We start from the raw sequence: 12951 nt of genomic DNA, 5'->3' as shown, positions 1-12951 counted from the left end.
GAATTCTAAGTTCATGATTGAACCAAAGCATGGCTCACCCATCGTCGAAAAGACCGCCCACCTGCTCGAGGCAGTCGCCGATGCGAGGACGGGAATTTCCCTGGCCTCGCTGGTTGATCAGCTTGGAGTTCCGCGTTCGACCGTCTACCGGATCCTCAATTCATTGGCCGCGCATGGGCTTGTGGCGCGGGTGAATGGTGGAGCGTCCTACGAGCTGGGGCCAAAATTCGTCGAGCTTGCGCGCCGCATCTCGCCTGGCGCCGACAGGGCAACGGTGATCGAGGCGGCAAGGCCGATCCTGACGGCTGCGGCTGACCGCATTTTCGAATCCTTCAGGCTGGCCGCCCCCGAAGGCAACGAGATGATGACGATATTTGCAGCCTCCAGTCCCGGCGATTATTCGCTCTTCATCAAGGTCGGCAGTCGCTCGCCTAAACATGTCGGCGCCGCCGGCAAGCTCGCGCTTGCCTATTCAGACTACGGTGACATCGAGGCCTATTGCAGCGTCGGACTGGAGGGAAAGACGCCATATACGATTACCGATCCGGAGGCGCTAAAGGAAGCACTCGTTGAAATTCGGCGCAATGGATGCGCTGAGGACAACCAGGAATCCAACCTTGGCCTCCGGGCCTTTGCCGCGCCTGTCTTCGATTCCGAGGGTCGACTTGTGGCAACGATCAGCGTCCCGTTTATCGGTGAAGCCACCCCGGACAGGGCGCGCGCAATCAAGCGCGAGGTTGTGGAGGGTGCCGCCATCTTGACAAAGGCGATTAATGGCAAACAGCCTTTATCCAAATAAGAAACATAAAATTCTCTATTGAACTCTCTATTCCTTGTGCTAGAGCTTCCACCGGACAATGGAGGATCTCATGACGGTTTTGGACCCATCAGTTTACGCAAAGCTTTTGCGGACGAATTCTGCAAGTCTCAGCACCCTGTTGCTGAAGCGTGGTTTGAAGAACACCGCGGTTCGCGGCGTGCGGCCGCTGGCGAGCGCCGGCAGGCCGATGATCGGCCCAGCCGTCACCGTACGCTACATCCCCGCGCGCGAAGATATCGACGGTTCGACTTACAGTTCGGATCCATCCAATCAACAGCGCAAGGCCATCGATACGATCCCCGACGGCCATGTTCTCGTCTTGGATTGCCGCTCCTTGGCGGAAGTCGCCGGCATTGGCGCCATGCTCGCCCGTCGTCTCGTCTATCGTGGCGCCGTCGGTCTTGTGCTCGACGGCGGCGTCCGCGATACGGCCGATATCGCGCAGTTGGGCCTCCCGACCTACTGCATGGGACCGGCAGCGCCGGCGAACCTGGTTGCCCACCACGCCTCGGACATGAACCAGCCAATCGCCTGCGGCGGCGTTGCCGTTTACCCCGATGACATCATCTTCGGCGACAGCGAAGCGGTGATCGTTATTCCGCGGGAATATGTCGACGACATTGCCGAAGAAGCCGTCGCGATGGAGGAGCAGGAAGAGTTTCTCAAGCTGGAAATCGAATCAGGCAAATCGACCTTGGGCGTATACCCGCCCAACAAGGAGACCCTGGAGCGTTATCAGGCCTGGCGCCAAGCGCGTCATATGACCGCATGACACCATTGCTTCAAAGCATTGTCTAAGGCTGCGTCTGCTCGCAGACTAACCCCTGCGTTGCTTCTTGTGAAACGCTCGACGTTGCTGCCGACATTGCAAAGCCGCCACGTGAATATTAGGGGACGAGCGCCATCCACTGGGGTTGATGCTTGACGCTCCACTCACGCGACTTCACACTTGCAGCGTCGAAGGTGAGTCGGACAGACTGTACCGTTTTTCGCATCCGTTGCTCATCTCAGGGGGAGTCGTCAGCAGAGCTGATTGGTCAACGCGCCGACCGACACCGGTTGGTCGCAAATAGGATCAAGAGTGATTGAGCTCGAACTCACAGCCGCTCCTGTTTGCTTGTGAGGTCGCGCCGTGGATAAAGTGCCATCAGCAGTCGATCCTCCTCGAGACAGCCCGCCTTGGCACCGGAATTTCCCAATGCCGAGGAACCGCTGGTCCCTGCTTTGGCCAGGGCTTTTGATATTAATTTTGCTTCTTGCAGGCACCGTCGTTTTTTACCGTGAAATCCATCACCTCGAAGATCCGGTCGGCCCCTTCGAAAATCGAACTGTCAATAAGGCTGCCCGATCATCTCGCATCGCCGCCCGCCCTGATCCAGCGGCTCCTTCTCCCCTCCCGTCGACGCCGATACCGCTGCAGCTGATCGAGGTCCCGAAGCTGGAGTTGGCAAGTCAGTTTCTGCGGATGTGGCGCGTCTCGGGGTCGAACTTTTGCGCTGCTCTTCGAGAAGCCGGCGTCGATATGAGCGAATGGAAAGCCGCATCGATGCGCAATCGCAGCTTTGAGTGTTATTTTCAGCGGATCTACGAACGCGACGAGGTGCGTCCACTCAGCTCGACCTTCGTTAAGGTTCGTGGAGATGAAATGGGCGATATTCTTGAGATCCGCGCCAAGATCATCGGGCCGACGACCGACGCCCAGGGACGTCTCTCCCCGGCCACCCTTCGCATTTTCGAGATCATCGTGAAGCAGGCGTGCTGGCGTGATTTCGAGGATACTCTTGCCTCGATCCGAAACCTTCAAAACGTTGAATCCGAACGATTCGGCTCCTATCTCAGCTTCACGCGCGAGGCCGGCGGCGCAAATATCTTCAATTTTGTTCTTGGTCTTAAGGCAACTTCAAATTCGCAGGTGAAGACCAAGTCGTATTTTTCGACTGAGCGCTGGCTCCAAATGCCCGCAGTGCTCCGGCGAGCTTCCTCCTCAGGGAGCGCTCGGGAACGTCCATATCAGCCAGCGCTCGATGACGGCTCAAGCACCCGTCACGGTCCGAGATCAAGCTGGAACTGCGGCTGAAGCCGCCGAACGCATGGACAGCCCCGGAAAAGAACATATCTTCGAAGGACCTTCCTTTCTGGAAGTCTCAAACCAAACAGCACGGGCACACATCCATGACCAAAGGCTCCGATCTTCTAGTGGCAGCGCTTGAAAACGAAGGTGTCGACCGCATTTTCGGCATTCCCGGCGAAGAGAACCTCGACGTCGTCGAATCCATCCGCAAGTCGTCGATTGAGCTCGTGCTCACCCGGCATGAACAGGCGGCGGCATTCATGGCCGCGACCTATGGCCGCCTGACTGGAAAGCCCGGCGTCTGCCTGACGACGCTCGGGCCGGGTGCCCTCAACCTCTCGACGGGTGCCGCATATGCCTTGCTCGGTGCGATGCCGATGGTGATGATCACCGGTCAGAAGGGGATCCTCTCGTCCCGCCAGGCACGTTTCCAGGTGGTCGACGTCGTCGCGTCGATGAAGCCGCTGACCAAGCTCGCAAGGCAGATCGTGTCGCCGCAGATGATCCCGACGACGGTCAGGGAGGCGTTCCGCATAGCCCAGGAGGAAAGGCCGGGTCCGGTCCATCTCGAGCTTCCGGAAGATATCGCGGCCGAGGAATGCCAGGAGGTGGCGCTGATTGCGCCGCATCAGCTCGAATTGCCGACGGCAAGCGACGCGGCTCTCGACCGCGCCGCTGCACTCATTGCCGCAGCCAAACGTCCGCTTCTGATGTTCGGGGCCGCCGCCTCTCGTCCACGCTCGACATCGGATATTGCGCAGTTTGTGATCCGTACGCGCATTCCGTTCTTTACCACCCAGATGGGGAAGGGAACGGTTCCCGGCGGAACCGAGCTTTATATGGGCACCGCCGCGCTGTCGGAGCGGGATTATGTCCATGAGGCCATCGAACAGGCCGACCTGATCATCACGATCGGCCATGATACCATCGAGAAGCCGCCGTTCATCATGGGCAAGAGCGGCCCGAAGGTCGTCCATATCGGATATCAGCCGGCGACCGTCGAGCAGGTCTATTTCCCGCAATCCGAAGTCATCGGCGACATCGGCCCCTCTCTGAAGGCGCTGGCCGATCGCCTCGAGGGCAAGCTACCAAACGCGCAAGCGCTTCTTCATCTGCGCGAGCGCATTCTCGAGCGTATCGCCGCGCGGGCGACGGAGGATCGCTTCACGCCACAGCGGCTGGTTCACGATATAAGAGAGGTGATGCCGCATGACGGCATCCTGGCGCTCGACAACGGCATGTACAAGATTTGGTTCGCGCGAAACTACCGGACGCGGATGGCGAACACGCTGCTGCTCGACAACGCTCTTGCGACGATGGGAGCCGGGCTGCCGTCTGCGATGGTTGCCTCGATGCTCTACCCGGAGCGCCGCGTCATGGCGATCTGCGGTGACGGCGGCTTCATGATGAATTCCCAGGAACTCGAAACCGCCGTCCGGCTGAAACTCAATCTCGTTGTCCTCGTGATCGAGGACAATGCCTATGGCATGATCCGCTGGAAGCAGGCGGTGGACGAGTTCCCGGATTTCGGGATGACTTTCGGCAATCCCGACTTCGTGAAATATGCCGAATCCTACGGCGCCAAGGGAACCAGGGTCGACGATATCGGCCAGTTCAAACAGGTTCTCGAAGAGGCGTTCGCCGGAGGCGGCGTCCATCTGGTGAACGTTCCTGTCGACTATTCGGAGAACGAACGCGTGCTGGTGAAGGAGCTTCGTGAACGGCTCCCCCAGATATTGGAGGCCTGAGATGCCGCTTGCCATGAAGGTCTACCAGGCGTTCGACCGCGAACCGATTGCAGAGCTGCCGGCCGATGACGCGGCCGCACTCGAACGCAAGCTTCAGATCGCCGCCAACGCCTTCGCCGATCGCGACGGCTGGCTGCCCGCGCATCAGCGGATGGCGGTCCTCAGAAAGGCGTCGGCGCTTTTGCAGGAGAACCGCGATCGTTTTGCGATGATGATCGCCCGTGAAGGCGGCAAGCCGCTGACGGATGCGATCATCGAGGTGACGCGCGGGATCGACGGCCTCCTCAATGCGGCGGACGAGCTGCGCAATTTCGGCGGCAAGGAAATCCCCATGGGGCTGACTGCGGCCAGCGCCAACAGATGGGCTTTCACCACCAAGGAGCCGATCGGCGTCGTGGCGGCGATCTCGGCCTTCAACCATCCGCTCAATCTCATCATCCACCAGATCGCGCCGGCGATCGCGGTCGGCTGCCCGGTTATCGTGAAGCCGGCGGCAACGACGCCGATTTCCTGCATCGAGATCGTCAAGCTGTTCTGGGAGGCAGGTCTCGATGAGCGCTGGTGCCAGACCCTCATCACCGAGGACAACGCGCTTGCCGAAGCCTTTGCAACCGATCGCCGCGTCGCGTTTTTGAGCTTCATCGGTTCCGCCAAGGTCGGCTGGTACCTCAAGGGCAAGCTGCCGCCGGGGACCCGATGCGCGCTTGAGCACGGTGGAGCGGCACCCGTCATCGTCGACCGCAGCGCCAATGTCGATGCGATCGTCGGCACCATTGTCAAAGGTGGCTATTATCACGCCGGGCAAGTCTGCGTGTCGGCCCAGCGTCTCTTCGTGCATGAAGATATTCTGGCTTCCTTCACCGAGGCTCTCGCTGCCAGGGTGGCAGCTCTGCATGTCGGCGATCCCACGCTTACGCAAACCGAGGTAGGGCCGCTCATCCTGCCACGCGAGGCAGACCGCGTCGCCGCCTGGATCAAGGAGGCGACGGACGCCGGAACCAGGCAGATCGGCGGCGGTCGGATGTCCGAGACGACACTTCTGCCTTCGGTTTTGCTGGACCCGCCTACTGAAGCGAAAGTATCCATGCTCGAGGTCTTTGGACCGCTGACCTGCGTCTACGGCTACCGCGACCTCGACGAAGCGATCGGCATTGCCAACTCGCTGCCCTATGCCTTCCAGGCGAGCGTCTTTTCCGCCGACATAGCGATTGCTCTCAGGGCGGCAAAACATTTGGATGCATCGGCCGTTCTCGTCAACGACCACACCGCGTTCCGCACCGATTGGATGCCTTTCGCCGGACGCAGACAGTCAGGATACGGCGTCGGCGGCATTCCCTGGACGATGGAAGAAATGGCCGACGACAAGATGGTGGTATTCAACCAGGTGACTTAGGGGCGGCGATCATGGGATCAACCGTTCGATTTCCATCGGCAGGTAAAACCCTTGGATAATAGACGATGCCTTCGCCGCGTGGCGGGTCACCGCGTCTGCCTAATTCTTGTAGGGCTACGGGATGGGTGTCGTGCACCGCCCAAAATTAGACAAACATTGGATAACTGCTTGCTCGGCCAGGATGGACTTGCCTCGCCCATAGCCGGGAGGCATGGTCTGCCTCGGAACAACGGAATCATGAAACTGTGGACGAGAGGTCCTTGGCCATGCTCGAAAGCTCGCGGCGCATCGCAAACATGGCTGATTAATGTTTTCCTTCCTGCACAGTTCGGACCTTCATATTGGCAAGCGATTTGGCAATCTTCCGGAGGATTTGAGAGGGCGCCTGCGCGAGGCGCGGCATGGTGTCATCGCCAGGCTTGCCAGCGCGGCACGAGAGCATGGGACGGATGTCATCCTGCTCGCCGGCGACACCTTCGATACCGAGACGCCGACGCCGGCCGTGCTTCGGCAAGCGCTTGGTGAGATGGCCCGGAATGCTTCGCTGCGCTGGGTGCTGCTTCCGGGCAATCACGATTCGCTGCTGGCGGACCAACTCTGGAGTGCGGCGCGCGGCGTGGTGCCCGACAATGTCATCCTGGCGACGGAGGCGGCGCCCCTTCCGCTTGAACCTGGTGTCATCCTGCTGCCGGCGCCTTGCACGACCAGGAGGCCGGGCCGCGACCTGACCGAATGGATGACGGGTGCTGCCACACCTGATGGCTCTATCCGCATCGGCCTCGCCCATGGCCCAATCCAGGAATTCTCGGAGGATGCCACGGCCACCAACGTGATTGCGCCGAACCGCGCGGCGCTGGCCGGCCTCGATTATATGGCTCTCGGCGATTGGCACGGATCGGTAGCGGTGGACGCCAGAACATATTACAGCGGCGCTCCCGAGCCCGACCGTTTCAAGCATGACCGGCCGGGGCAGGCGATGGTCGTTTCCATTGCCGGGCAGGGAGCGATGCCGACGACGACAGCGGTGACGACCGCCAGCTTTTCCTGGCAGACGTTACAGCTTCCGCTGCTGGCATCGGAAGACGGTGTTGAAGCGCTGAAGGCCGCGCTGCCGGAACCGTTCGCGCGGCGACAAACCCTGTTGCGCGTCGCGCTGTCCGGCCGTGCCCGGTTGAACGGGCGGACGGCAATGATCAGCCTGTTGGAGCAGGTCGCGCCGGAATTTGCGCATCTGGAGATCGATACCGACCTTCTGGGGACCGACTGTGAGAGCGATGATCTCGAGACCATCGACCGAGCCGGCGCGTTGCGCGATGCTGCGGAATTGCTGCTTTCCGAAAGCCTCGACCAATCCCGCTCCGGCGATGACAGGGGCGTGGCGCGCGAGGCATTGATCCGCCTGTTTTCCTATTGCGAGGCGATTGATCGATGAAACTTAACGCTCTTCGCCTTCACAATGTCAAACGCTTCGCCGGCCGCGGCATATCCGTCGAAGGAATCGCCGACGGCGTCAATGTGCTGAGCGCCGCCAACGAACATGGCAAATCGACCTGTTTTGAGGCGCTGCATGCTCTGTTCTTCCAGCCGCACAGCGGTAATCCAAAGAGCGTGCAGATGCTGCGCCCCTATAGCGGCGGCAATCCGATCGTCGAGGCCGACATCACGATCGAAGCCGGCCGCTACCGCCTGACCAAGCAGTTCCATAGCGGACGGCGCGCCAGCGTCACCGATCTCGGCAGCGGCCGGATCGTCGCCCAGGCAGACGAGGCCGAGGCTTTCATCGGCGATCTCATTTCCGGCGGAACTGCCGGCCCGGCAGGCCTGCTCTGGGTGCGCCAGGGCATCACCGGCATCGAAAATCGTAGCAAGAGCGAGGAAGAGAACGACAAGCGGGTGCGAGAAAGCCTGCTGACTTCGGTGCAGGGAGAGGTGGAGGCGCTGACGGGCGGACGGCGCATGTCGGCGGTGCTCGAAGCCTGCGAGGATGAACTCAATCGCCTGGTCACCGCGACGCTCCGGCCAAAGACCGGAGGCCGCTTTGCCGCCGCGCTCGAGGAGCGTGACCGGCTGCAGGCGGAGGAGGCGCGGCTGGCCAAGGAGGTGGAGATGCTGCACGGCGCGCTCGATCGCCGCCGCTCAGTGCAGGCGAGACTCAGCGAACTGGAAAACTCTGATGAGGAGGCCGGCCGGAAGACCGCGATTGCCAATGCCGAGTCGGCGCTCGGAGCTGCTAAACTGCATGACAGGGAACTCAAAGCGCTCGATGCCGAGGCTGCCTTGGCCGCCAGCCGCCGCGACGACGCGCAGCAGGCATTCGACCGCTTCCACGCAGCATTGAACCGCAGCGGCGAACTCGCGCGGCGTTTCGCCTTGGCGGAAAAGGACCTTTCAAATGCAGCCGAGCGACGCACGGCATCGCTTGTTGAAAGCGAGGCTGCAACGGCGGAGGTTCAGGCGGCCGAAGAGGAGGAGCGGGTAAACCGCGAACTTCTCGCGCGGATCGAGGCAGCGCTACGTTCACGCCACGCCGCAGAGCGCTTGGCCGAGGTCCGCCTGCGTCTCGAACAGGCGGAAGCCGCGCGCCAGCAGATCGAGGATGGGGATGCGGCGCATGCATTGCTCGCCATTCCAGCCGATGCCATCGAACGGCTTGAAGCGCTGGACATCAAGATCGTCGGCTTGCGCGCAGCCGCCGAAGTCGGCCTTCCCACGCTCCGGATCGATTACCTGAAGGACGTCTCCGGATTGGTGAGCATGGACCGCCAGCCTTTGATTGGGGGCGAGGATAAGAGCTTTGCCGGGATGGCGAGGCTCGACATAGCAGGCGTCGGCACCCTGACCATCCATTCCAACCGGCAGGCCGATCACAATGGGGCGCTGGAGACCGCGGAAGCCATGCGCCAAACATTGCTTGCCAAGCTCGGTATCGACAGTCTGCGGGCGGCGCGGCAGCGCGAAATTGCCGCGCGGAACAAGCAGGAGGAACTGGTGCGGGCGCGCCAGCGGCTCGCCGATCTCGCCCCGAATGGCATTGACGCACTTCACCTCGACGCCGCACGCTTTGCCGAACTCAGCCAGGGTGCGGTCGAACTCGACGCCAACCCGGAAGAGGTGCGTGCCGGTCTCGCGGATGCGACACGGCGCATCGAACTGGCGCGCAACCGGGCGCGGGAGGCGTCAATGATGCGCACGGAAGCCGGCGAGGCCATATTGCGCGCGCAGACCGAGCACGCCAGGCTTGGCCAGGAACTCGAGGCCATCGAAGCGGTCATCGGCCCCGAGTCCGGCCGAACTGAATTGCAGCAGGACCTCGCCATAAAACTTTCCAGCGCCAGAGAGCAGGTCGATGCTGTCGAACTTCGGGCCGCGCCTTTGCGCAGGACAGGGCGGGACCTCGCAGGCGCAGAGGCCGCCCTTGCCAGGGCGCGCTCGGTCGCCGACGCCGCAGGCCGCGAAATTGCCAGGCTCCGCGAAGAGCTTGCTGATCTCGGCGGTCAGATCCGCACCCGTTCGGACAGTGCGCTGGAAGAAAACTGGTCGGAAACGCGCGATTTTCTGGCAGCGGCGCGCGAACAGGTGAAGCGTTTCGAGACGGAGGTCGGCGTGCTCGATCGCTTGCGCAAGGCGCTGACGGCGACGCGCGCGGCGGCGCGTGACCTCTATCTCAAGCCGGTCATGAGCGAACTAGCCCCGCTGCTCGGCCTGCTGTTCGACGACATCTCGATCACCTTCGACGGCGACACCTTGCTGCCGCAGATCGTGCGCCGCAACGGTCTGGACGAAGATGTCGACCGGCTGAGCGGCGGCATGCGGGAGCAGCTCTCGGTGCTGACCCGCCTCGCATTCGCCCGGCTGCTTGCCCGCGATGGCCGGCCGGCGCCTGTCATCCTCGACGATGCGCTTGTTTATTCCGACGACGACCGAATCGAGCGGATGTTCGATGCGCTGCACCGCCAATCGCGCGACCAGCAGATCCTCGTCTTCTCCTGCCGCCAGCGCGCCTTCGCCAAGCTGGGCGGCAATGTGCTCACCATGCAGCCGTGGCAGCCGGATTAGGGAGAGGTCCTGAGCCGCTGAAACTTCAATCGCAGTTGGATGAAGGTTCGGGTGCAAGCTTTCGAGGTCGTCGCTCGCCTTGGGCGCAAATGACGTTGTAGTTCATGCCCTGCGCTATTTCTTGGCGTGAGCGGCCATACGGGCATCGAGCCGCCGGCCGACGTCCTCGGCAGAAAGGCCGCGCTCGGGGTGGGCTTTCGTCTCGTCATAGGTAGGCACGACCTCGTCTCGCAGCCATTTCTCAACGGCGGCGTCGCGGGCGGCCAAGGTGCGCAGGCCGTCGCGGATGACTTCGCTCTCGGTCGCATATTCGCCGGAGCTGACTTTGGCCTTCACCATCTGCGCCATTTCCAATGGAAGGGTGATGGTGAGGGGTTGGGTTGTACGCATAGTGTGTCCTCGGTTATCTCCTTATAACAAAGTGTATGATTAAATCATACACTTTTACATTTAGGCGACCTGGAGGGGTTAAGCCAATCGTAGAAACGGCTTAGTTGGGCGCGGCTCTACACTCAGGCGAGGACGACGCCTCGCTCAAGCCATAGATAGGCGGCAGCCGTCCAGGAAAAGCCGAGGCCACCGCAGCCCTGGCCGGTGACCGGGTCGAAATATTCGGCGAAACCTTCCGTTTCGATCGCTGCGATGGTGGATTGCCGCAGCTCTTCGGCGACATCCGCGTAGCGATTGCGCTTAAGGCCGTCGATCAGCAGCCAATTGATGATCGCCCAGGCGGGGCCGCGCCAGTAGCGCTTCGGCTCCCAACTGGCGATGCCGGGTTTGGTCGTGGGGAAGGCAACCTTGAGATCCTTGGACCAGGCCTTCATTTCGGAGACCAGGGCGTCCGCAACCTGCTTGTCGAGGTCCAGCGAGAGGAGGGGGATGAAGCCGGCTTGCGTGGCGGCTTCGACATCTTCGCCGGAGATCAGGTCGCGCGAGACGAAGCGGACAAGCTCCGGCCGCCACTGGGCCATTATCGCCTTGCGGCTGCGGTCGTTGAAGGCAGCGATCTCGATCGCGTCATCGGTCCGCCCAAACAGGCGGGCAAGGTGTTCCAGATCTTCGCCCGCCTTGAGCAGGATTGCGGTCGTCTGGATCTCGGCGACCTTGAACGCCGCCTTTTCCCATTGCCGCGCCGGATCCCAGCCGCAGGCGGCATAGGTATCGACGAGATGGATGAAGCGGCGGTAATCCTCGTCGCGCGGGCGCATATCGGCATCGACATGACCGGTATCCTTGCGCACCACAGGCGTATCGGTATTGGTCGGCACTCGGGCGAGCGCGATGTCCCAGGCGGGAGAATTGTCGCTGCCGCTTTCCCAGGGATGCAGGAGTGCTATGAGCCCCGTGCCTTCAGGGTCGCGCGCCGAATACCACCAGCGATGCCATTTCAGCGCCGCCACGTAGAGGCGCAGGGTGCGCGCTTCGCCATCCTTGCCGGCGGCTTCATGCAGCTTGCGCAGCGCAATCGCAAAGACCGGCGGCTGGGTTATGCCGGAGGTCGGGATAGCGTGTCTCGTGCGCCAGACGTTCGGTCCCGGGAAGTAAGTATCGCTTGGCGCATGGAAGACGATATGCGGGATCATTCCATCAGCCCACTGGCCCTCGACCAGCCGCTCCAGCTCGCGATAGGCGCGGTCGGTATCGTAGAGCGCAAAGCCCATGGCAACGAAGGCCGAATCCCAGTTCCACTGGAACGGGTAGAGCCGGTCGGTCGGCACGGTATAGCCGCCGCGATCGTTGGCGGCGAGGATGCGCTTCGCCTGGTCGGTATGCATGTTCATGTCGGATGCTCCGGTATTCTTAGGCCAAGAGGGCCGGAAAGGACTTGCCGCTTTCGGGTGAAAGCCAGGTGATGCGCTTCTGGTCGAGCTTCAGACCGATCGTGTCGCCGCTCTTTACGGTCTCCGAGGCCGGCAGGATGACGCGCACCGGCTGGTCGTGGATCGAGCCGGTCAGAAGCAGGTGCGAGCCCATCGGTTCGGCAACGCGCACCCGCATTTCGAGACCCTGCGGCAGCGGCGCGAGTTCGACGGCTTCGCCGCGCAGGCCAAGGATCACTTCATTGCCGGACCCCCGCGGCGCGACAAGCTGTACGGCGCCTGCCGCCACCTGGCTGTTTGTCACCGGCACCTTGATGAAATTCATCGGCGGGTTGCCGATGAAGCCGCCGACGAAACGTGTCGCCGGGTGGTTGTAGATCTCGACCGGATGGCCGACCTGTTCGACCACGCCGCCATGCATGACGGCAATGCGGTCGGAAAGGCCCATGGCTTCGGTCTGGTCGTGGGTGACGTAGATCGTCGTGGTGCCGGCCGATTGCAGCACCGTCTTGAGTTCGGTGCGCATTTCGAGGCGGAGCAGCGCGTCGAGGTTCGAAAGCGGCTCGTCCATCAGCAGAACCTTCGGTTCGACGGCAAGGGCGCGAGCGACCGCGACGCGCTGGCGCTGGCCGCCGGAAAGCTTGTTCGGGTAGCGGTCGAGATATTGCTCGATATGCAGGAGGCCGGCGGCCTTCTCGACCTGCGCCTTCACCCTGGCGTCGTCGGCCTTCTGCATCCGCAGTCCGAAGGCGACGTTCTCATAGACCGTCATGTGCGGAAAGACGGCGTAGTTCTGGAAGACCATCGCAAGGCCGCGATCCTTGGGAGGCAAGCCGATCACCGACTTGTCGCCGATGCGGATATCTCCCGATGTTGCGGTCTCGAGGCCGGCGATGATGCGCAGCAGCGTGGTCTTGCCGCAGCCGGACGGACCGAGCAGCGAGACGAATTCGCCGTCGTTGATCGTCAGCGAGACCTCTTTCAGCGCCTGGAAGGCTCCGAAGCTCTTGCGGATGCGGTCGATGACAATGTTGGCCATATCT

10 protein-coding genes are annotated in these 12951 nt (G+C 62.0%); 7 read left to right on the top strand and 3 right to left on the bottom strand.

All coding sequences use genetic code 11. From position 1 onward, the window contains the following. Positions 1–13: 13 nt before the first annotated feature. From AC2444_RS24505 to AC2444_RS24475, 7 genes are all read left to right on the top strand, one after another. A complete protein-coding gene (locus tag AC2444_RS24505) occupies positions 14–799 on the top strand; it encodes an IclR family transcriptional regulator (protein ID WP_128406673.1) in 786 nt (261 codons plus the stop codon). A 70-nt stretch (positions 800–869) separates the two neighbouring features. After that, positions 870–1592 carry a ribonuclease activity regulator RraA gene (locus AC2444_RS24500; protein WP_003562407.1) on the top strand — a complete coding sequence of 241 codons (723 nt, stop codon included), beginning with the start codon at positions 870–872 and terminating at the stop codon, positions 1590–1592. Positions 1593–2018: 426 nt separating this feature from the next. Beyond that, positions 2019–2897: a DUF6030 family protein gene (locus AC2444_RS24495; protein ID WP_017996151.1), complete on the top strand. Its 879-nt coding sequence runs from the start codon at positions 2019–2021 to the stop codon at positions 2895–2897. Positions 2898–2992: 95 nt separating this feature from the next. Beyond that, positions 2993–4639, top strand: coding sequence for an acetolactate synthase large subunit (locus AC2444_RS24490; RefSeq protein ID WP_003562409.1), 1647 nt, complete (start codon positions 2993–2995; stop codon positions 4637–4639). A gap of 1 nt (position 4640) precedes the next feature. Then, complete coding sequence (locus tag AC2444_RS24485) at positions 4641–6032, top strand: aldehyde dehydrogenase family protein (RefSeq protein WP_017996152.1); 1392 nt, start codon at positions 4641–4643, stop codon at positions 6030–6032. Between the two features lie 307 nt (positions 6033–6339). Next, positions 6340–7464 (top strand): metallophosphoesterase family protein, encoded by a 1125-nt coding sequence (locus AC2444_RS24480; RefSeq protein WP_017996153.1) that lies wholly within the window; start codon positions 6340–6342, stop codon positions 7462–7464. Then, the gene (locus AC2444_RS24475) at positions 7461–10088 is read left to right on the top strand and encodes an AAA family ATPase (RefSeq protein WP_128449350.1); all 2628 of its coding nucleotides are present in this window, start codon (positions 7461–7463) and stop codon (positions 10086–10088) included. Before AC2444_RS24480 ends, AC2444_RS24475 begins: the two co-directional genes overlap by 4 nt. A gap of 114 nt (positions 10089–10202) precedes the next feature. On the opposite strand, the gene AC2444_RS24470 is transcribed toward AC2444_RS24475, so the two are convergent. The 3 genes from AC2444_RS24470 to AC2444_RS24460 all read right to left on the bottom strand — a co-directional run bounded on the left by AC2444_RS24470 (position 10203) and on the right by AC2444_RS24460 (position 12947). Then, positions 10203–10478: a ribbon-helix-helix domain-containing protein gene (locus AC2444_RS24470; protein WP_017996155.1), complete on the bottom strand. Its 276-nt coding sequence runs from the start codon at positions 10476–10478 to the stop codon at positions 10203–10205. A 122-nt stretch (positions 10479–10600) separates the two neighbouring features. After that, positions 10601–11869: an MGH1-like glycoside hydrolase domain-containing protein gene (locus tag AC2444_RS24465; protein WP_128449351.1), complete on the bottom strand. Its 1269-nt coding sequence runs from the start codon at positions 11867–11869 to the stop codon at positions 10601–10603. Between the two features lie 19 nt (positions 11870–11888). After that, the gene (locus tag AC2444_RS24460) at positions 11889–12947 is read right to left on the bottom strand and encodes an ABC transporter ATP-binding protein (protein ID WP_003562416.1); all 1059 of its coding nucleotides are present in this window, start codon (positions 12945–12947) and stop codon (positions 11889–11891) included. Between the last annotated feature and the right edge of the window lie 4 nt (positions 12948–12951).

It is taken from the genome of Rhizobium sp. WSM1328 (assembly GCF_057653715.1).
This window is presented reverse-complemented; position numbering and strand designations above follow the sequence as displayed.